The organism is Bacillus sp. A1, from assembly GCF_042296235.1.
In the GTDB taxonomy this organism is placed as follows: Bacteria; Bacillota; Bacilli; order Bacillales; family Bacillaceae; genus Bacillus; species Bacillus velezensis.
This window is the reverse complement of sequence record NZ_CP141181.1, coordinates 607,852-627,382: the sequence shown is the minus strand read 5'-3', so window position 1 is coordinate 627,382 and position 19,531 is coordinate 607,852. Positions and strand designations below refer to the sequence as shown.

Here is a 19,531-nt window from a genome sequence, read left to right as displayed (position 1 = left end):
ACTTTCAAGAAACATCCTCCATACTTTACAGTGATACTTCAACCTCTTTAAAGCTCGGCAAAGCATCGATCGCACCGATTTTGGTGCACACGAGCGCCCCCACCTTATTGGCAAATGAGACAATATCACGCAGCTTCGCAAAATCATCGGCTGCCGTCTGAATCTCATCGGTGCGCGCCAGCTGATACAGCGCCGCGCCGACAAACGCATCTCCCGCTCCCGTTGAGTCTATTGATGTCACCGGAATGCTCGGAATGATGTCAAGATGCTTCCCATTTGAAAGAAGGGTCCCGCTTTTCCCGAGTGTCACCGCCACAATGCCGGCTCCGATCTCATGAAGAACCGCAACACCTTCTTTATGATTCTTCGCACCGCTGATGATCTCAAGCTCTTCGTCACTGACTTTCACAAAATCACTTACGGCAACGGCTTTTTTTGCGGTGTTTATAAACTCTGAAACTCTTCCTTTCCATAAATCCTCACGGTAGTTAGGATCGAAGGAAATAAACTGTCCATTGTCTTTCGCAATCGACATCAGCCGTAAATAGGCTGAGCAAAACGGATCAGATAACAATGCTGTCGCTGATCCGAAATGAAGGATTTTCGCATCGTTTACCTTTTCCAGATCAATATCCTCCAGCGTAAACAAAGCGTCCGCTCCTCTGTTAAACACAAAGTCGCGCTCCCCATTTTGTTTTAATGAAACAAACGCAAGCGTTGTAGGCGCTTTCTCATCCATGACGAGCATAGAGGTATCGACGTGTACGGCGTCCAATGTCTGCTTCAGAAAATACCCGAACGGATCTTTGCCTGTTTTTCCGCTGAAAGCCGCGTCTCCGCCCAGCTTAGCAATCGCTGCCGACACATTCGCCGGTGCCCCGCCGGCACTTTTTAAGAAATTACGCCCTTCCGTCAAATCAACATCCACATCGGTACAAAAGAAATCAATTAACAATTCTCCAATACAAATAACAGATCGGCTTCCCACATTATCACACTCATTTATCAATTCTCGATTATAGTTTCAGTATAGTGCTTTCTGTCATAAATACAACCGTTTACATAGAATATTTTAAATTTTACGTATACTCATCTTGCAGCTCTTTGCTCCAGATCAGACATCATCTGCTGATATTTTTTTTCAGTTAAAGGATAAAAAGAAATAAGAATAATAGACAGCAGAATGAACAATCCCGGGATGAGCGCATTCATATTTTTAATCGCATTCAATGACGAGGCCGTCTGATCGGTATTCGCGGCATATCCGGCGATTCCGAGATAAACGGCCGAAAATGATCCGGCTAGCGCAACTCCGAGCTTATTGATGAAACTCATGCTCGAAATCACCACGCCATCAGCCCGGACTCCGGTTTTCCATTCCGCATAATCGACACAATCGGCAACCATTCCCCAAGCAAGCGTATTTAAAGGCGTCGTAAAAAATCCCGAAACGAAAAGCCAAAAGAAAATAAGCGGCAGCGAAGAATACGATGTAAACTGAAGGCCCGCATAAGAAATCAGCGATAGCGCCGCCGTGATGATCATAACCTGCTTCCGGCCCCGCTTCTCAGAAAAGAAAGGAATAAACAGATTGCTGATCAGCGCTGCGCCGAAAAACAACACGGTTCCTAAAAACACAAATTCCTTATGGCTGACGTTATACGTAAAATAGTACACCATCGTGCTGAGCTTAATGTTAAACCCAATCGCAAACGCCAAAAATGCAGAAACCAAAATGAGCAAAGGCTTGTTTCGGAACAAAACAGACAACGTCTTTTTCATTCCTTGTTTTTTTCTTTTTTCAGGCTGAATCCGTTCCCGCACAGTAAAGAAACTGAACAGATTCAACGCGATGCTCACCGCCGCATAGATAAGCGCCGTCATCTGGAATCCAAACGCCTGATCTTTCCCGCCGATCAGATCTGCAAGCGGTGTCGCACAGGAAATCGATAACAGAATTCCGATATAAACCAAAATCATCCGGGTCGTCGTCAGAACCGTCCGTTCCTCCACGGAATTCGTCATCCGCCCCGTTAAGCTGTTGACCGGAATCGTCTGCATGCTGAAGGACATCCCAAGCAGAATATAAGTGATGTACGCATAAACCATGTTCCCCGTCTCGCCGAAATGAGGCGTCGTGAAGCATAAGAACGTAAATAGCGCAAAAGGAAACGCCACCCACAAAAGATACGGCCTTGCCTTTCCCCACCTTGTATTCGTCTTGTCTAAAATCACGCCCATAATCGGGTCAAAAATAGCATCCAGCACCCTTACGATAAGAAACAAAGCTGCGATGACCGCAGGCTTAATGCCGCCGACGTCTGTATAGTAGAATAATAAGTATGCGTTTACAAACTGAAAGATAATATTGTACGACATATCGCCGAATCCGTAGCCGATCCGTTCCATCCATGACAGGCCGCGATATTTCGTCTTTACTGCCGCTGCTTTTTCTGTTTCAATCATCATTTCCCACCCCAAGAATCCGTTTTCATTTTTGATAAGCAAGAGGGAGAATGCAAAGATCCTCCCCGTTCACTCAGCGATTTGGATACACCATCACTTTTAAGCATTCATTTTTGTATTGAAAGGCCCGTTCCATCGCCTCTTGCGTCTTCTCCAGCGGATATTGGTCCGTTATAAGGTGCTTCGTGTCCACTATGCCGGAAGCGAGAAATTCAATTCCCTTCGGATACGTATTCGCATAACGGAAGATTCCGTAAATATCAATCTCGTTATCCGCAATAAACGGCACATTGAGCGGAATCTCGTTCTGAGAAGGCAAACCGACAATCGCCAGTTTTCCGCCCCGGCGCACGGAAGCCAGTGCGGATTGCAATGCCGCCGGATTCCCCGCTGTTTCCCAAGCAGCATCAACGCCTATGCCATTCGTGATCGTTTTGATTTCTTCACCGGCATCCTGTTCCCGGACATTGATGACATGCGTCGCTCCCATTTTTTTCGCAGCTTCTAACCGCAGCGGCTCCAAGTCGGTCACAATAATTGTGCCTGCCCCGTATGCTTTCGCTGCCGCAACGGCCATCAGCCCCACAGGGCCCATTCCCATGATCGCAACCGTTGAACCGGGCTGAAGCTTCGTTCTCGAGGCCGCATGAATGCCGACAGAAAACGGTTCAATCAAAGCCGCATCTTCATAGGATAGTGAATCCGGAATCGAGAAAACAAAGTCCTGGCGCATTTTGATATATTGGACAAACGCGCCGTCAACCGGCGGTGTCGCCAAAAACTGTACATCCGGGCAAAGGTTATAACGCCCCTCCTTACACGCCTCACAGCGTCCGCACGTAACACCAGGTTCAACAGCGACGCGGTCACCGACTTTGAATTGATCAACAGACGAGCCGACAGCTGCGATTTCTCCCGCACATTCATGCCCAAGGATAAATGGTTTTTCCACTACATAATTGCCTATTCTGCCATTTGTATAGTAATGCAGATCAGATCCGCAAATTCCGACAGCCATCACCTTAATCAACACTTCATCATGATTGATCTCAGGCACGGGCAATGTTTCGATTTTGATTTCTCTCGTGTTGTGCATAACCGCCGCTTTCATGTTTTGAGGCACTGTGTGAGTCATTTGGCAAAATCCTTTCTCTGCTTTGAAATGTAAGTGCATACATTTTTGTTTTCTCTATTACTGCCCCTATTTTATCTGCTTTTCAAGACGTTCAACAGCCTTTCCTGCTGTATAAAAGGACAGCCGCACTGTATACTTTTTATTTTTTCATATACAAAAAACACTGAATTGATAAAATAGTACTAATAGGAGGTGCAGGCTAATGGCTGAACTTGAAAACCGGACACAATTTGCAGAACTGCTGGCACCTGCCGTCAAATCGCTGAAACATCATCCTGATTACAAAATCAAAAGGACAAAGAACGTAAAATCCGGACAGTCTTATATAGATCAAATCGCACTCCGAATAGGCGTTTCCTCTAACACGATCAAAAGCTGGATCGGACAGATGGGCGCAAACTACATTCCCGGACGAATTGACGACGGAAAGCTGTTCGGCATGATCTGGATCATTATAGAAAAGACTGACATGGATCCTGAATGGCTGACCGGCCTTCTGGAAACCACCACCATTCCCGTCATCAAACCCGCATTGCCCGTTTGGACGGCGTCTTGTCTAAAAAAAGCAAAAATACTCCGGAAAGACGGATCATTCGGAGCGCCGAGTGATGAAGATGTTGAAAAAGCAGTAAAGCGGCTGTTTCATGACAGACCAAGCCATGAAACGAATGCGCTTACAAGAAAGTCCGTTACGCATAACTTACCGTCACGCCGGACCGGGAACTTTATCGGACGCGGCTTTGATATGGAAGCAATCCGGCAATGGATGCTGTCTCCGTCACCGGTCTGTTTAATCACGGGCTGGGCCGGCATGGGAAAAACAACAATCGCTCTTGAAGCAGCCTACCTTTGTGCCGGCAGTTCACCAGATTGGCCGGCATTCAACAGCATCATCTGGATCAGTGCGGATTGGAAAGGATTGAGCTTCAGCGATTTTTTAAACACGATCGCCTATCAGCTCGGACGCACAGAACAAATCGACAAATCAATCAACGAAAAACGGTTCGTCGTCCGCAATGCATTAGCCGCTCATTCAAACGAAAAACCAGTATTGCTGATCGTTGACAGCATTGATACAGCGGAACGTGACATTCACGAATTTATCATCGGCCTTCCGCAAGGCGTAAAAGTCCTCCTTACGGCACGGGAAAACGTAAAACAGACATACCGGGACGGCCTTGGGGAACTGGCGGCCATCCAGCTGAGCGGCCTTGAACAAACGGATGCCCTTGAATTTTTCCATCAAGAAGTGCACCGCTGTCTGCAAACATGCAACCTCCCGCATAAACGGGAAAAGCTGGAGCAGCTATTGCAGCTATCGCCTGACCTTAAGAATGAATTCATCTCGGCAGCCGCCGGCAATCCGAAGGCCATGGCACTCAGCATTGCATACATGTCAGACGACGACATCCCCGCTCCCCAGCTCATTCAAGAGCTTAAACAGGCAGGCTATTCACTATTGGAATTGTTTGAGGTTCTCTTTGGCCGCACATGGGACAGATGTCATGAAGACACACGAAAACTATGGCAGACGCTTTGCTTTTTCGCTAAGCCCCCTGATGAAAAAAGCTTGGCTCAAGCGGCCGGATTAGACGTCCGGCGGTTTCATTACGCGATTGAGCAAATGCGGTCATATGCTTTAATACAGCCGGAACGAAGCGAAGGAAGTATTCAATACGCTGCCCATCAAACCGTTGTCGCTTACGGAGAACAGCACTTATCCGAAAATCACGAATTTGCAAAAGAAGCCCGCAGCCGCTGGGCGCATTATTATATTGATTATGCGGAAACCCATATAAAGCGGGAACAGCCCAATTCTGTCTATTGGAGCTACCTGCTGGGACGGAATTTAGAGCAAATGAAAAAGGAATGGCCGAACATCCTAAAAGTCATCGAATGGTCGAGCGAAACCGGACAACATGACATCCTGATCAAACTCATCATCCGCATCAGCCATTTTCTAAGCAGAATCAACCTGCCCCTGCGAATCGAATATGGATTAAAAGCCGCCGATGCCGCCCGTCAATCAGGCGAACACACGCGGGAAGCTTACTTTCGGATCGACACGGCAGGCTGGGCGCTGATGGAAGTCAACGATTCAGACGAGGCTCTCAGGCAAATAGAAGCCGGCCTGAAGATACTCGAACAATCAGGCGCGCCGGATCACGACGACTTAAAAGTATGGGGAACCGCCCTGCAATCGAGGCTGCTGTTAAAAACCGGAGAACCGGACAAAGCGGCAGCAATGCTGGACGGCATCAAAGATCAGCCCGTCTCGCCCATTATCCGGCACAGGGTTCTTCTGGTCCGCGGCGACCTGAGTTTCGCCCGCTCTCACTACGAAGAAGCCATCACATTATACGAAGCGGCAAACACAACCAGCGCCGCATACGGCGGCGAAAAAACGATAGAAGCCTATTTCAACCTAGGCATGGCTTACGTAAAGTGTGATCAGCTCAAAAAAGCGGAAAAAGCCTTTGAACAGATGCTTTATGATAAACATAATCCCAATCAAGTTGAGTTGATCTACTATTATTACGGGATGGCACAGCTGTTGTATCGTAAAGGTGAAAAAACGAAAGCGATGGAATCGAATCAGAAGGCAATTCGTCTGATTGATTCGTGGGAGCCTGGGATTGGGATTCGGGGTGAGGTTGAGCAGCTGAGAATGGTGCTTGAAGGAAATGGTGAAGTCACATTGTAGTTAGGAAAGTGTGAATTCCATCTAAGATAAACCCCTCACACCTTATTTATAAATAAATCAGGCCTTATCAGTTGAGTTAACTGATAAGGTCTTTTTTGCTAGAATGCATGAGCAATTCAGATGAAATCAAATATCCACCCTTGATATAACAAGGGTTTTTGCTGTTTATTTGCATTATTCCTCCTAACATCATGAAAAATTAGTTTTTAATTTTGAATCAATGTTTAGCAGTGATGGGATACCAAATCTGTCAAAATGATAAAACCAGTACTAGGGCTACACTAGAACTTAATAGGATGTCAAACTGTATGTGGCCTTTAATGTTTACAGCTAGCAGTAAGTTGAATGATTTCCAACTTTGATATTTCAAGTGATATTTTATAGTTTATTCTCTTCCGCTAAGAATTTTTTAGAAAAAGTGGTAATTTCCCCTTGAAATTTAATTGATTATAGTCGATTATATATAGGTATTATATTATATAAACTGGGGGTTTTAGGTGAAGAAGCAACTCTTTTTATTCATGTCTTTAGTACTATCATTAGTTTTTAGCGGCTTGTAGTAGCTCGACAAATGATGTCTCACAGGGATAGTGATTCAAAAAATAAAAAAGCTTGAAAGACTAAAGATGACTGTTCTAAAAAAGTCGTTGCAATATGCTGAAGCACTGGGCATGAGTTAATCTGGGCGATATAAAGATCATGAGAGACAAGATAAACGTCGTAATAAACATCAAAAATACAACTGACAAAAACCTGACCTTTTATTCTGACCAAGGAATGTCGTTATTGGCAATTAGCTGCAAACATGTTCTTAACTGATGGAGAAGTCCAAGGCGGAATAAAACAAAAAGGCGTATTTGAATTCTCTGCTCCAGATGAAAAAATGATGTTGATAAAGTCAAAGAAATGAAATTAAACCTTGGAGATGTTGTCACATAGACTTCATGAAAAATAAAGCTGTATCAATTACAGTACTAGTTAAGTAAGGGAGAGTTTAACAATGAAAAGAACAACTGAATTTGTTTTAGGATTATTGGGTGGAATTTTTGGTTTTATTGGGGCGATCATGGCATTGATTATTGGTGGACTTGATGCCTCTTTTAATTCAAGCGGTACAAGCGAAATCATTGGTTTAGGCTGGGGAGCTGTTGTCCTATCAATTTTGGGTATTGTCGCTTCAGTAGTAGTTAAGAAGAAACCTAAAGTCGGAGGAGTATTGCTCCTTATCTCAGGAATTGGCGGAGTAATTTGTATATCAATGTTCTATTTACTGCCTGCTGTTCTTCTTATTATTCCAGGGATCATGGGACTTGTCAGAAAAGATAAAACGACAACAACAGCAGCTTAAAGAAAGGCCCTTAGCAGGGCCTTTCTTTTTTAGCCAATAAAAAACAAAAGTTCTCGATATATTAAATTTATACATATTTTAAAAATTTCGCCATTGCCAAGTTTATATAAGCAAATTGCAGATTTACTTGCCGTAATGTAAAAGCATAACAATACTAAAAGTTTATCCTTCAAAATGAAAGAGGATGCTTCGCAAAAGTCCATTAGACTTTCGGAAACATCCTCAATTTCAGAATTTCATGAAGAAATGATATCAAAATGTTATTTTTTTGAGCATTTCAGATGATATCAACGGTCAAACCCTTGGTATATCAAAGGTTTTCTCCGTTTGATTACATCATTCCGCCCATACCGCCCATGCCGCCCATGTCAGGCATTCCTGCGCCGCCGGCGTTTTCTTCCGGTTTGTCAGCGACAACGGCTTCAGTTGTTAAGAGCATTGCTGCTACAGAAGCTGCGTTTTGCAGGGCTGAACGTGTAACTTTTGTCGGGTCAACGATACCTTTTTCGATCATGTTTACCCATTCGCCGGTTGCAGCGTTGAAGCCTACGCCGATTTTTTCGTTTTTCAGGCGCTCAACGATGACAGATCCTTCAAGACCTGCATTGTGCGCGATTTGACGGATCGGCTCTTCAAGCGCGCGAAGCACGATGTTGATACCTGTTTGCGCATCGCCTTCAGCTTCAACTGCAGCGACTTTGTTGTATACGTTGACAAGCGCTGTACCACCGCCGGATACGATGCCTTCTTCAACAGCTGCGCGAGTTGAGTTGAGGGCGTCTTCGATGCGAAGTTTACGCTCTTTCAGCTCAGTTTCAGTCGCAGCGCCGACTTTGATGACAGCTACGCCGCCGGCAAGTTTCGCAAGACGCTCTTGTAATTTTTCTCTGTCGAATTCAGAAGTTGTTTCTTCCACTTGAGCGCGGATTTGGTTGACGCGTGCAGCGATTTTTTCAGTGTCGCCGGCGCCTTCTACGATTGTTGTGTTTTCTTTCGTTACCACAACTTTAGAAGCGCGTCCCAATTGTCCGATTTCAGTAGATTTCAGGTCAAGGCCTAAGTCTTCTGTGATCACTTCTCCGCCTGTAAGAACAGAGATGTCTTCAAGCATTGCTTTACGGCGGTCACCGAAGCCAGGAGCTTTAACGGCAACAGCGTTGAATGTGCCGCGAAGTTTGTTGACAACGAGTGTAGCAAGAGCTTCCCCTTCAACATCTTCAGCGATCAGAAGCAATGGTTTGCCTTGCTGTACAACTTGCTCAAGCACAGGAAGGATTTCTTGAATGTTTGTGATTTTTTTGTCTGTGATTAAGATGTAAGGATTGTCAAGAACCGCTTCCATCTTATCAGAATCAGTCACCATGTAAGGAGACGCATATCCGCGGTCGAATTGCATACCTTCCACAACTTCAAGCTCAGTTGTGAAACCTTTAGACTCTTCGATTGTGATGACGCCGTCGTTTCCTACGCGCTCCATTGCTTCAGCGATAAGGCTTCCGACTTCCTCATCAGCAGCAGAGATCGCAGCAACCTGAGCGATAGACTCTTTGCCTTCGATCGGCTTAGAAATTTCTTTTAAGTTTTCGATTGCAACGGTTACAGCTTGTTCCATACCTTTACGCACGCCGACAGGGTTAGCCCCCGCAGTTACGTTTTTAAGGCCTTCGCGGATCATAGCCTGCGCAAGTACAGTCGCAGTCGTCGTACCGTCACCGGCAACGTCGTTTGTTTTGCTGGCTACTTCAGCTACAAGCTTCGCACCCATATTTTCAAACGCATCTTCAAGTTCAATTTCTTTTGCGATTGTCACACCGTCATTTGTAATTAACGGAGAACCGAATTTTTTCTCCAGAACCACGTTGCGTCCTTTTGGCCCTAAAGTTACTTTTACAGCGTCAGCAAGCGCATCGACACCGCGAAGCATAGCGCGGCGTGCTTCTTCACTAAACTTAATATCTTTTGCCATGTTAACGAAACCTCCTCGAATTTTTAAAAATATTTATTTGCTTAGCCGATAACAGCTAAAATGTCGCTTTCACGTAAGATTAAGTATTCAGTACCTTCGTATTTCACTTCAGTACCGGCGTATTTTGAGAAGATAATGCGGTCGCCCTCTTTTACTTCTAAAGCAACGCGCTCTCCGCTTTCCAACACGCGACCTGAACCGGCTGCCACGATTTTGCCTTCTTGCGGCTTTTCTTTTGCAGAATCCGGTAATACGATTCCGCTGGCAGTTTTTTCTTCAGATTCTACGAGTTCAATGACAACGCGATCACCTAATGGCTTTAACAATGTAATAACCTCCTCAATAGTATGAATATGTAATTTTAGCACTCAGCTCTAAAGAGTGCTAACACAGTTATTATAATAAAGAATCTCACTTCCAATTTCAAGTCATAAGAATAAAAAATTTTCACGCTTACATGATTCTCTCTCGCACTGATTTTCTCCTTTTTTCACGTCAAGTTCACTTGTGTTACAATAAGAACAAATAAGTTGATTTTATAGGATAAAGGAGTACATATCATTTGAGAAAACAGTATTGGTATATCATTTTGACATATGTTATCATGCAGCTTTCCGCATTGATCGGCATTCCTTTAATGTACAAATTCGGCTATGCGGGCGGGCACCCTACGAATGCGAATCTCACCATGGCTCAGGGGATTTATTCCGTCGTAAGCTTTTTTATCTGCCTGATTATCGTTCTCTTGATTTTGAGAACCGCGCCGAAGCAGACATTAAGAAACGGGAAGAAAGCATCCGCCGGCATGTCCGTTCTCTGGGCGGTCGCGGGAATATGGCTCGCTTTATTTTCTCAGGGAATCGCCGGGATGATTGAGCAGTATGTCTTTCATGTGGGCAGCGGTTCCGAAAACACGAAAGCCATTCTCAACATTATTAAAGCCATGCCGCTCATGATTATCGTTTCTTCTATCGTCGGGCCGATTCTTGAAGAAATCATTTTCCGGAAGATCATCTTCGGTGTATTATATGAAAAAACGAATTTCTTTATCGCCGGACTGATCAGTTCCGTCATTTTCGGCATTGTGCATCAAGACCTCACGCACCTGCTGCTGTATACAGCCATGGGCTTTACTTTTGCGTTCTTGTATGTGCAGACGAAACGGATTATTGTGCCGATATTCGCCCATGTCATGATGAATACCATTGTCGTGGTCATGCAGCTCGGCCCCGCCCAAAAATATATTGAACAGCATAGTGAGCAAATGCAATTAATTATTGGAGGATTGTTTGTATGAGGAACCCAATGACTTGGGGCTTGATTTATTTCGCAGTCGGCTGTATCTTTACGTATTTGGCCGCAAGCTCTCCGGGAAGCATGTGGTCTTTTTATTCCATACTGCTGATGGTTTTCGCCGCTTATAATATCAGCATCTCGTTTAAAATGTTCGCTTTCTCATTTAAAGTGAAAAAAAATCAAAAATAAAAGAAAAGCCATTTCTCATCATGGAGAAATGGCTTTTTTTATGCTGATACGTCCTGATCAGATTCACTGCCGGTTTGCCTTTTCCGGTACGCCGCTTTTGAGATCAGAATGCTGATCTCGTATAAAATGCAAAGCGGAATGGTAATCATCAAGTGAGACAGCAGTTCAGGCGGCGCAATCATCGCGGCGATCACAAGCAGCACAAAATACGCATACTTCCTGATCTTCGATAAAAACCTCGGCGTGATAACACCGAGTCTCGTTAAAAACATGATCAGCACCGGCATCTGAAACAGCAGTCCGAACGGAATCGTCAGCTGCAGCAGAAAATGAAAGTACTCGGTGATCCCGATCACCTGGTTGACATCCAGGTCATTCGAAACCCGCTTCATAAAATCAACGACCAGCGGAAATAGAATATAATAAGAAAACGACACACCGCCGACAAACAGCACGATCGAAATCGGAATATAGCTGAGTGTTACTTTGCGCTCCTTCTCATACAGACCCGGGCTGACAAACGCCCAAATCTGATAGAGAATAATCGGCGAAGTCAAAATGATGCCGATGATAAACGCGAACTGCAAAAAGATAAACAGCGGATCCGTCAGGTTAAAAGCATTAAGGGTGAGCTCTTTTACTTCATCGGCTTTTTGAAGATACACAATGATAGGTTTTGCCAGAAAAAAGCCGGCAATAAAGAAAACCGTAAAGGATAACGCCACAATCAGCAATCGTTTCCGAAGTTCGGCAATATGCTCCACAAGCGTCATTTGATTCACTCTCATACGCGTCATCCTATCTTACTGTTCTTCTTTCTTTTTTTCCTCTTCTTCACCGGCTAATCCCTTAGTAGCGTTCTTAAATTCACGAAGCGTGTCTCCCGCCGCTTTTCCTAATTCGGGAAGCTTCTTCGGACCGAAAATAATCACCGCCACCACACCGATAACCGCCAGGCTTCCAGGACCGATCATGTGCAGCTCCTCCTTTCGCTATTCAATTTCTTCCAAAACAGAATAATGCTTTAAGAAATAAACCAATGATTGAAGCTCTACAGCTAAATCTATATGATGAATTCGAATGTGATCCGGCACATTCAAACGGGCCGGCGTAAAGTTAAGGATTCCCTTGATTCCGAGCGACACGAGCCGGTCGGTGATTGACTGGGCGGCAACCGCCGGAACGGTAAGAATCGCCACGGGTTCATCCTTAATGTGAAGCTCTAAATCATTAAGATCAAAGACAGGCACACCGCCTACCTCAGTTCCTATTTTACTCTGATTCACATCAAAAGCCATAGATATTTTTGTGTTATTATTTTTTGTGAAATTATAGTGAAGAAACGCCGTCCCTAAATTCCCGACACCGATCAAAATGACGTTCGTCGTTTCATCCTGATCCAGTGTTTTTCTGAAAAATGACAGCAGGTAATCCACATTATAGCCGTATCCCTTTTTGCCGAGCGCCCCGAAATAGGAAAAATCCCGGCGGATCGTGGCCGAATCGACTTTTACCGCGTCGCTCAGTTCAGCTGATGAAACACGCTGCTTTCCTGACGCGTGTAAATTCTTTAAAAAGCGATAATAAAGCGGCAGCCGTTTTGCCGTCGCCTGTGGAATTTTTGATTGATCCTTGTTCATGATTGGTCCTCCACTTTATACTCAGATGCATCTCTTTTAAAATCACCGTTTTTGCCTCCTGTTTTTTCCATGAGGCAGGTCGGGCCGATGACCATTCCTTTATCCAGCGCCTTGCACATATCATAAACGGTCAAAGCGCAGACTGAAGCGGAAGTTAGCGCTTCCATTTCCACACCTGTACTCCCTTTCGTTTTTACGCTTGCCTGTATATGAAGAACGGCTTCTGAATCCTTTTCCTCCCAGCCGAATGAAATGTCGACGCTGCTTAAAGAAAGCGGGTGGCACATCGGGATAATCGCTGACGTCTGCTTTGCGGCCATAATTCCTGCCACCTGTGCGACAGCCAGCACGTCTCCTTTTCCGATCTCGCGGTTTTTGATTCTGCTGTACACGTCATGCTTCATGTGTACGCTGGATATCGCAGCGGCAGTACGGACTGTTGAAGATTTATCGCTTATATCCACCATGCGGGCACGGCCTTCTTCATTAAAATGAGAAAATCCATTCATATTTAAACTCTCCTTACTTCTGATCATACACTATTTTCTCCCTGATGTCTTATCCTATAATGTTCCAATTCTGATGTATTGTTTGCTGACAGCAGGTTGATAAGCTACACTTAACTTATTATAACAGAGGTGAAATAATATGATGATCTTACAAATTAATCAGCTATCCAAATCTTTTGGCGCTGATCCTATTTTAAACAATATAAAGCTTGAAGTCAGATCTCGGGATCGCATCGCCATAGTAGGCAGAAACGGAGCCGGCAAATCAACTCTCCTTAAAATTATCGCAGGTCACCTTTCATATGAAAAGGGTGAATTAATCAAACCGAAAGAATTAACGATGGGATATCTTGCCCAGCACACAGGCTTGGAATCCCAGCTTACCATAAAAGAAGAACTGCTGAGTGTTTTTGATTTCCTGAAAGCAATGGAAAAAGAGATGCGCTCTATTGAAGAAAAGATGGCCACGGCCGCCCCGGCGGAGCTTGAGACGCTGATGAAAACCTATGACAGGCTTCAGCAGGATTTCAAGGATAAAGGCGGCTATCAATATGAAGCGGACGTCCGCTCTATCCTTCACGGCCTCGGCTTCGGAAAATTTGACGATTCCGTGAAAGTGCAAAGCCTGAGCGGCGGTCAGAAAACAAGACTTGCGCTCGGAAAGCTGCTGCTGACCCAGCCTGATCTGCTTATTCTGGATGAACCGACGAACCATCTCGACATCGATACGCTTACATGGCTTGAGCATTATTTACAGGGATATTCAGGCGCCATTCTGATCGTTTCCCACGACAGATACTTTCTTGATAAAGTCGTCAGCCAAGTGTACGAGGTCTCACGGACAGAAAGCAAAAAATACCTCGGCAACTACAGCGCCTATTTAGAACAAAAAGCTGAGCAGTATGAGAAAGACCTGAAGCTGTATGAAAAACAGCAGGACGAAATCGCCAAGCTTCAAGATTTTGTCGACCGCAATCTGGCCAGAGCTTCTACAACGAAAAGAGCCCAAAGCAGACGAAAACAGCTTGAACGGATGGACGTCATGGCAAAGCCGCTCGGGGATGAAAAATCAGCCGCCTTCCGTTTTGACATTACAAAACAGAGCGGAAACGACGTCCTGCGCGTACAGGATGTTTCCATCAGCTATGACGGCCAGCCTCCGCTCTTGAAAAACCTGACCTTCGGCATGACAAGAGGCGAAAGCGCCGCCCTCGTCGGACCGAACGGAATCGGCAAATCAACCTTGCTGAAAACCATTATGAATACAATCAGTCCGGAATCCGGATCGATCACGTACGGTTCCAATGTCACAATCGGCTATTATGATCAGGAGCAGGCTGAACTGACCTCGTCCAAACGCGTGCTGGACGAGCTGTGGGATGAATATCCGGACATGCCGGAAAAAGAGATCAGGACATGCCTCGGCAACTTCCTGTTCAGCGGAGACGATGTCCTGAAACCGGTCCGTTCGTTAAGCGGCGGGGAGAAAGCAAGAGTCGCGCTTGCCAAGCTGATGCTTCAAAAAGCAAACTTTCTCATCCTTGATGAACCGACAAACCACCTTGACCTGGACAGTAAAGAGGTGCTGGAAAACGCCCTGATCGACTACCCGGGAACACTGTTATTTGTCTCGCATGACCGCTACTTTATTAACAGGATCGCCACAAGAGTGCTGGAGCTCTCACCTGATCATGCAGAAGAATATTTGGGAGACTATGACTATTACACCGAGAAAAAAGCCCAGCAGCTGGAACTGGAAGAAATGAAGCGGCAGGAAAAGGAGCAGGCTCAGCCTGCCGGCAAGGTCAAACAGGATACGAAAAGAACTTACGAGGAAGAAAAAGAATGGAAGAAGAAAGAACGGCAGCGCCTGAGACGCATTGAAGAAATCGAAGCAGCCGTCTCATCCGCCGAAGAGAAAATCAGCGCCAATGAGGAGCTGCTGTGCGATCCTGACGTGTATCAGGATCATGAAAAGGTACAGACCATTCACGCGGAGAATGAAGCTCTGAATCAAGAGCTCGAGAACTTATTAGCAGAATGGGAGGAACTCTCCTCAGAAGAATAGAAAAAGTCAAGCACCTCTTTAAGGGGTGCTTTTTTATCCACAGCTATCCTCCTTGTCAGCCATGTAAGTAAGCGTTTTATACACACTATCCACAAAATTTTCTGACTTTATCCACTTTACTAACAACTTACAGCCCCTTATCCAGCCTGGATTTCTGGATATACTCACAATCCTGTGGATATGTTAGAATTATCTGTTAATAAGTAAAAAAAGCCTCACGTTTTACAACGTGAGACGATCAAAGGATGTTAATTCCAAACCGGGCTGTCCGTTCATATCATATGAGCCCCGAATCCCCTTTTCAAAAGCAACGGTTCCGGCAGCCGCAATCATCGCTGCATTGTCCGTGCATAAAGAAAGCGGCGGGATGATAAGCTCGGGATCTCCCGAATGGCTGAATTCCTGCTGAAGTGCGGCTCTCAGCCCTTTGTTAGCGGCTACGCCCCCTGCCAGCAGCACTTGTTTAACCCCGTATTCTTTCGCGGCCTTAGAGGTTTTTGCCGTCAGTACATCAATGACACTCTGCTGAAAGCTTGCTGCAAGATCCTCCGGAGGAATCACCTCATTTTTTTGCGAGGCGTTATGAAGCGTGTTAATCACGGCTGATTTTAGGCCGCTGAAGCTGAAATTGTAAGACCCTTCTTCCAGCCACGCACGCGGAAGCGGAATGGAATCCGTTCCCACAGCAGCCAGCTTATCAATCTGCGGCCCTCCCGGATAAGGAAGCCCCATCGTTCTTGCCACTTTGTCGTAAGCTTCGCCTGCGGCATCATCCAGCGTTTCACCGATAACCTCAAATGAACCGTGCTCTTTCATATAAACCAATTCCGTATGTCCGCCTGACACAACCAAAGCAAGCGCCGGGAACTGAAGCTCTCCTATCAGCCTGTTTGCATAAATATGACCCGCAATGTGATGGACACCGACTAGCGGTATTTGATGGGCAAAGCTTAACGCCTTTGCCGCATTGACTCCGATTAACAGGGCTCCGACAAGTCCGGGTCCTTCCGTTACGGCAATCGCATCAAGATCATCAAAGCCCATCTCCGCTTTTGAAAGAGCTTCCTCAATCACAAGGGTGATCTGCTCCACATGATGTCTGGACGCTATTTCAGGCACGACCCCGCCGAAACGTTTATGGCTTTCAATTTGAGAAGCGACGACGTTTGAAATAATTTCATTCCCGTTTTTTACGACTGAGGCCGCTGTTTCATCACAGCTTGTTTCGATTCCTAATACATAAATATCTTGTTTTTCACTCATGTAATGTCACCCACATTAATAACGCATCTTCCCCGTTATCTGTATAGTATTGTTTTCTGATTCCACCGGCCTGAAGACCGAATTTTTTATATAAGGATTGGGCGAGATGATTTGAGACCCTGACTTCGAGAGAGAGCCTTCTTGCCTTTTTTTCTCTGCACAATTCTATCGCAGAGCGAAACAGCGCTTCTCCCAATGATTGGCCCCGATATTCCGGCTTAATGGCTATGTTCGTAATCTGCGCGTCATCTATAATAATCCAGATTCCGCAATACCCCGCCAGACAGCCGTCCTTTTCAATGACAAGGTAGTGGGCATACGGATTTTCCAAAAGCTCATGATAAAATGAATCCTTCGTCCACGGAGAAGTAAAGGATGCTGTTTCAATTTCATAAATTTGATCAATATCTTCCGGCCGCATGCTTCGAATCGCCGTTTTCGTTTTCATCCCTATCACCCTATTTTTGAGATTCCATCCATTTCGCTTCAGCCTCTGCCAGACGCAAATAATCCGGAACAAGGCTGTGGACATCCGCTTCTTCTTTTTCCAAGCCTAAAAACGCCAGCTCTGACGGCCGCGGATTATGCTGTGCAGCCGTTCCTATCACTGCTTGAGATGTCAGCTCATGCAGAATGGTTTCTTCATGAATCGCTGTATCGTGCCCTAAAAATAAAACCGGAGACGCTTTTTCTTTCAGCATGCCGAGCCAATCAGTCAAAAGGACATTCTGATCTGGAAGAACGGATTGTAATCGGCCGTCCTGATATTCATAAAGTCCCGTATATACCTGTCCGCGCCGGGCATCAAATAACGGGCAGATCAGTCCTTGAAAGTGCCGTCCGTTAGCCGCCAGCACCTCCAGACTCGAGACAGCGGAAACCGGAAGCTTCAGCGACCATGCCAATGTTTTTGCCAGCGTCACACCGATTCTGACACCTGTATACGATCCCGGTCCTTTCGCCACCGCTATTTTTGTAAGATCCTGCGGTGTTAGGCCGCAATCCTTCAGCAATGAATTGACAGCAGGCATGGCCCGCACGGAATGATTCTTTTTTAAATATGTAATATACTCCGCCATCACCGTTTTGTCACGAACGAGCGCGGCACCCAGCGTGTAATTTGACGTATCAATTGCCAGTATTGTCATGTTTATTTATCTCCTCACAAAGCGTTTCATACCGTGTTCCGCAAGCCGTAAAGGTAATGTCCCTTGCCTCATCACCGGCTCTCTTGATGACGATCTGCAGCCGTTCAGCAGGCAGCTGATCCTGAATTAAATGAGCCCATTCAATTAAACAGACGCCTTGTCCCTCAAAATATTCTTCAAGCCCTAAGTCTTCGCTTTCATCCTCCATACGATACACATCCATATGATATAGAGGAAGCGAACCGTCATGGTATTCTTTTATAATTGTAAAAGTCGGGCTGTTTACCACTCTCGTGATTCCCAGTCCTTCGGCAAAACCCTTTGTAAAAGTCGTTTTTCCCGCGCCTAAGTCACCTTCCAGTGTCAAAATGTCTCCCGGCTTTGCCAAAGAAGCGGCAAGCTTGGCTACGGCTTTCGTTTCTTCGGGGTTTTTCGTTCTCCATTGTAATGTCTTCAAAGTGAGTCACCCGTCTTATTTAAAATGATTGTATCCTTTTTTCTCAAGGACGATTTGTCTGTGATCATTGGCTGTCAAAAGAACACATGCTTCCTTCCGTTCAGACACCGCTCCTATCTTCGCAATCGGAATGCCTGATTGAGTGCAGTAATCAAGCAAAGAAATCCACTCTTGCTGAGAAACCGTTCCAACCAATTCAAAATCTTCACCGCCGAATAACACCCATTTCTTCCACTCAGAATCTGCCTCAGGCAAATCCGGATGCACCGGCAGAAGTTGTTCTTCAATTTCTATCGTAACTGAACTTGCCGCAGCTATTTCATGCAGCTCACTGGCCAATCCGTCACTGATATCATTCAAAGCCGCGCGCTGAAGCTGAGAGCAGAAGCGGCCGACCTGAACTCTCGGAATGGGCCGTTTATGTTTTCGGATAAAATAATCACTCGTATGAAAAGCAGAAGGGAGTGTTTCTCCCAATAAAAGAGACAGTCCTGCTGCGGACGAGCCGATATCCCCCGTAACAAACACAACATCCCCGGGTCTTGCCGAGCTTCGCAGACAAGCGCGATCCTTCTCAACTTCTCCGATGACAGTAACGGTAATTACGGCTTGACCGGAAGCGGAGACGGTATCTCCCCCGATCAAATCCATTTGATATAGTTTCGCCAGTTCCGCCATTCCTTCATACATTGCCTGGACGTCAGCTTTCTGCCAGCAAGAAGGAACCGCTAGAGACACCAAATAAAACTTCGGAATGCCTCCCATCGCCGCCACGTCACTAATGTTAACAGCAAGCGCCTTATAACCGATATCATGAGGAGAGGAATACTCTAATTTAAAATGGACATTCTCCACCATTGTATCAAGGCAGACAATTTGCTGCATATGGGGTGACGCTGTATAAACCGCACCATCATCACCGATCCCTACATCGACGGAAGGATGATAATGCGAATGCGGCGTAATACTGTGAATCAAATCAAACTCATCCATATATCTCCCGTCTCCCTTTCTGACGCTCTTGTGAAATACAGCTCTTTCTAGTGTATCGGATTATGTTTCAATATCCAAGACTTTAACGATATAAAAGAAAGCTTGGTTAGATACCAAGCTGCCAGCATTTAAAAGAAAACACAAAAAAAACGAAAACATGATCGTTTCGTTTACAATAAAAATGGCGGTCCGGACGGGACTCGAACCCGCGACCTCCTGCGTGACAGGCAGGCATTCTAACCAACTGAACTACCGGACCATTTAATTTTTGGTTGCGGGGGCAGGATTTGAACCTGCGACCTTCGGGTTATGAGCCCGACGAGCTACCGAACTGCTCCACCCCGCGATG

The 19,531-nt window shown here is 45.6% G+C and carries 19 protein-coding genes and 2 tRNA genes; 5 read left to right on the top strand and 16 right to left on the bottom strand.

Annotation, left to right across the window (positions count from 1 at the left end; genetic code table 11):
* Positions 1–25: 25 nt before the first annotated feature.
* From U2H13_RS03305 to gutB, 3 genes are all read right to left on the bottom strand, one after another.
* Positions 26–988 (bottom strand): carbohydrate kinase, encoded by a 963-nt coding sequence (locus U2H13_RS03305; protein ID WP_021495206.1) that lies wholly within the window; start codon positions 986–988, stop codon positions 26–28.
* Positions 989–1,089: 101 nt separating this feature from the next.
* Positions 1,090–2,466, bottom strand: a complete 1,377-nt coding sequence (locus tag U2H13_RS03300; protein WP_020861281.1) for an MFS transporter — start codon at positions 2,464–2,466, stop codon at positions 1,090–1,092.
* Positions 2,467–2,539: 73 nt separating this feature from the next.
* Complete coding sequence (gutB, locus tag U2H13_RS03295; protein ID WP_014417071.1) at positions 2,540–3,601, bottom strand: sorbitol dehydrogenase; 1,062 nt, start codon at positions 3,599–3,601, stop codon at positions 2,540–2,542.
* 202 nt (positions 3,602–3,803) lie between these two features.
* Here gutB and U2H13_RS03290 point away from each other — a divergent pair, with 202 nt between their 5' ends.
* A complete protein-coding gene (locus U2H13_RS03290) occupies positions 3,804–6,305 on the top strand; it encodes a tetratricopeptide repeat protein (protein ID WP_094296452.1) in 2,502 nt (833 codons plus the stop codon).
* Positions 6,306–7,305: 1,000 nt separating this feature from the next.
* On the top strand, positions 7,306–7,653 hold the full coding sequence (locus U2H13_RS03285) for a DUF4064 domain-containing protein (protein ID WP_014417068.1): 348 nt from the start codon (positions 7,306–7,308) through the stop codon (positions 7,651–7,653).
* Positions 7,654–7,984: 331 nt separating this feature from the next.
* Here U2H13_RS03285 and groL read toward each other — a convergent pair whose 3' ends face one another.
* Both groL and groES read right to left on the bottom strand, forming a co-directional pair.
* Positions 7,985–9,619 carry a chaperonin GroEL gene (gene groL / locus U2H13_RS03280; protein WP_003155941.1) on the bottom strand — a complete coding sequence of 545 codons (1,635 nt, stop codon included), beginning with the start codon at positions 9,617–9,619 and terminating at the stop codon, positions 7,985–7,987.
* A gap of 41 nt (positions 9,620–9,660) precedes the next feature.
* A complete protein-coding gene (groES, locus tag U2H13_RS03275) occupies positions 9,661–9,945 on the bottom strand; it encodes a co-chaperone GroES (RefSeq protein WP_003155970.1) in 285 nt (94 codons plus the stop codon).
* Between the two features lie 236 nt (positions 9,946–10,181).
* On the opposite strand from groES, the gene U2H13_RS03270 reads away from it, so the two are divergent.
* Together U2H13_RS03270 and U2H13_RS03265 are read left to right on the top strand one after the other, a co-directional pair.
* Positions 10,182–10,916 (top strand): CPBP family intramembrane glutamic endopeptidase, encoded by a 735-nt coding sequence (locus U2H13_RS03270; RefSeq protein WP_003155972.1) that lies wholly within the window; start codon positions 10,182–10,184, stop codon positions 10,914–10,916.
* Entirely contained in the window at positions 10,913–11,104 is a 192-nt protein-coding gene (locus U2H13_RS03265) for a YdiK family protein (RefSeq protein WP_003155975.1), read from the top strand. The genes U2H13_RS03270 and U2H13_RS03265 overlap by 4 nt, the downstream gene beginning before the upstream one ends.
* A 38-nt stretch (positions 11,105–11,142) precedes the next feature.
* Here the strand turns inward: U2H13_RS03265 and tatC are convergent, their stop codons facing one another.
* Genes tatC through moaC form a run of 4 tightly spaced genes read right to left on the bottom strand, consistent with a single transcriptional unit; the run spans position 11,143 to position 13,253 of the window.
* The gene (tatC, locus tag U2H13_RS03260) at positions 11,143–11,901 is read right to left on the bottom strand and encodes a twin-arginine translocase subunit TatC (protein WP_007609791.1); all 759 of its coding nucleotides are present in this window, start codon (positions 11,899–11,901) and stop codon (positions 11,143–11,145) included.
* A gap of 6 nt (positions 11,902–11,907) precedes the next feature.
* Entirely contained in the window at positions 11,908–12,078 is a 171-nt protein-coding gene (locus U2H13_RS03255; protein ID WP_003155981.1) for a twin-arginine translocase TatA/TatE family subunit, read from the bottom strand.
* An 18-nt stretch (positions 12,079–12,096) separates the two neighbouring features.
* Positions 12,097–12,744: a redox-sensing transcriptional repressor Rex gene (locus U2H13_RS03250; RefSeq protein WP_003155984.1), complete on the bottom strand. Its 648-nt coding sequence runs from the start codon at positions 12,742–12,744 to the stop codon at positions 12,097–12,099.
* Complete coding sequence (gene moaC, locus U2H13_RS03245; RefSeq protein WP_003155986.1) at positions 12,741–13,253, bottom strand: cyclic pyranopterin monophosphate synthase MoaC; 513 nt, start codon at positions 13,251–13,253, stop codon at positions 12,741–12,743. The genes U2H13_RS03250 and moaC overlap by 4 nt, the downstream gene beginning before the upstream one ends.
* 139 nt (positions 13,254–13,392) lie before the next feature.
* On the opposite strand from moaC, the gene U2H13_RS03240 reads away from it, so the two are divergent.
* Positions 13,393–15,321: an ABC-F family ATP-binding cassette domain-containing protein gene (locus U2H13_RS03240; RefSeq protein ID WP_021495210.1), complete on the top strand. Its 1,929-nt coding sequence runs from the start codon at positions 13,393–13,395 to the stop codon at positions 15,319–15,321.
* Positions 15,322–15,543: 222 nt separating this feature from the next.
* On the opposite strand, the gene tsaD is transcribed toward U2H13_RS03240, so the two are convergent.
* The 7 genes from tsaD to U2H13_RS03205 form a co-directional block, all read right to left on the bottom strand.
* Positions 15,544–16,584, bottom strand: coding sequence for a tRNA (adenosine(37)-N6)-threonylcarbamoyltransferase complex transferase subunit TsaD (gene tsaD, locus U2H13_RS03235; RefSeq protein WP_007408855.1), 1,041 nt, complete (start codon positions 16,582–16,584; stop codon positions 15,544–15,546).
* Positions 16,577–17,032, bottom strand: coding sequence for a ribosomal protein S18-alanine N-acetyltransferase (rimI, locus tag U2H13_RS03230; protein WP_376700668.1), 456 nt, complete (start codon positions 17,030–17,032; stop codon positions 16,577–16,579). The genes tsaD and rimI overlap by 8 nt, the downstream gene beginning before the upstream one ends.
* 10 nt (positions 17,033–17,042) lie before the next feature.
* On the bottom strand, positions 17,043–17,732 hold the full coding sequence (gene tsaB, locus U2H13_RS03225; protein ID WP_007408854.1) for a tRNA (adenosine(37)-N6)-threonylcarbamoyltransferase complex dimerization subunit type 1 TsaB: 690 nt from the start codon (positions 17,730–17,732) through the stop codon (positions 17,043–17,045).
* The gene (gene tsaE, locus U2H13_RS03220) at positions 17,713–18,189 is read right to left on the bottom strand and encodes a tRNA (adenosine(37)-N6)-threonylcarbamoyltransferase complex ATPase subunit type 1 TsaE (RefSeq protein WP_014417064.1); all 477 of its coding nucleotides are present in this window, start codon (positions 18,187–18,189) and stop codon (positions 17,713–17,715) included. Before tsaE ends, tsaB begins: the two co-directional genes overlap by 20 nt.
* A 15-nt stretch (positions 18,190–18,204) precedes the next feature.
* Positions 18,205–19,182, bottom strand: a complete 978-nt coding sequence (thiL, locus tag U2H13_RS03215) for a thiamine-phosphate kinase (protein WP_061861911.1) — start codon at positions 19,180–19,182, stop codon at positions 18,205–18,207.
* 182 nt (positions 19,183–19,364) lie between these two features.
* Positions 19,365–19,441, bottom strand: a tRNA-Asp gene (locus U2H13_RS03210).
* A 10-nt stretch (positions 19,442–19,451) separates the two neighbouring features.
* Positions 19,452–19,528 (bottom strand) — tRNA-Met (locus U2H13_RS03205).
* Between the last annotated feature and the right edge of the window lie 3 nt (positions 19,529–19,531).

Excerpts from the sequence above, each read along its gene's own strand:
- rimI (WP_376700668.1), bottom strand. The coding sequence starts at position 17,032 with ATGAAAACGAAAACGGCGATTCGAAGCATGCGGCCGGAAGATATTGAT.
- U2H13_RS03255 (WP_003155981.1), bottom strand. The coding sequence starts at position 12,078 with ATGATCGGTCCTGGAAGCCTGGCGGTTATCGGTGTGGTGGCGGTGATT.
- U2H13_RS03290 (WP_094296452.1), top strand. The coding sequence starts at position 3,804 with ATGGCTGAACTTGAAAACCGGACACAATTTGCAGAACTGCTGGCACCT.
- U2H13_RS03240 (WP_021495210.1), top strand. The coding sequence starts at position 13,393 with ATGATGATCTTACAAATTAATCAGCTATCCAAATCTTTTGGCGCTGAT.
- moaC (WP_003155986.1), bottom strand. The coding sequence starts at position 13,253 with ATGAATGGATTTTCTCATTTTAATGAAGAAGGCCGTGCCCGCATGGTG.
- thiL (WP_061861911.1), bottom strand. The coding sequence starts at position 19,182 with ATGGATGAGTTTGATTTGATTCACAGTATTACGCCGCATTCGCATTAT.
- tsaD (WP_007408855.1), bottom strand. The coding sequence starts at position 16,584 with ATGAGTGAAAAACAAGATATTTATGTATTAGGAATCGAAACAAGCTGT.
- tatC (WP_007609791.1), bottom strand. The coding sequence starts at position 11,901 with ATGACGCGTATGAGAGTGAATCAAATGACGCTTGTGGAGCATATTGCC.
- U2H13_RS03285 (WP_014417068.1), top strand. The coding sequence starts at position 7,306 with ATGAAAAGAACAACTGAATTTGTTTTAGGATTATTGGGTGGAATTTTT.
- groL (WP_003155941.1), bottom strand. The coding sequence starts at position 9,619 with ATGGCAAAAGATATTAAGTTTAGTGAAGAAGCACGCCGCGCTATGCTT.
- U2H13_RS03265 (WP_003155975.1), top strand. The coding sequence starts at position 10,913 with ATGAGGAACCCAATGACTTGGGGCTTGATTTATTTCGCAGTCGGCTGT.
- tsaB (WP_007408854.1), bottom strand. The coding sequence starts at position 17,732 with ATGACAATACTGGCAATTGATACGTCAAATTACACGCTGGGTGCCGCG.
- gutB (WP_014417071.1), bottom strand. The coding sequence starts at position 3,601 with ATGACTCACACAGTGCCTCAAAACATGAAAGCGGCGGTTATGCACAAC.
- U2H13_RS03300 (WP_020861281.1), bottom strand. The coding sequence starts at position 2,466 with ATGATTGAAACAGAAAAAGCAGCGGCAGTAAAGACGAAATATCGCGGC.
- U2H13_RS03250 (WP_003155984.1), bottom strand. The coding sequence starts at position 12,744 with ATGAACAAGGATCAATCAAAAATTCCACAGGCGACGGCAAAACGGCTG.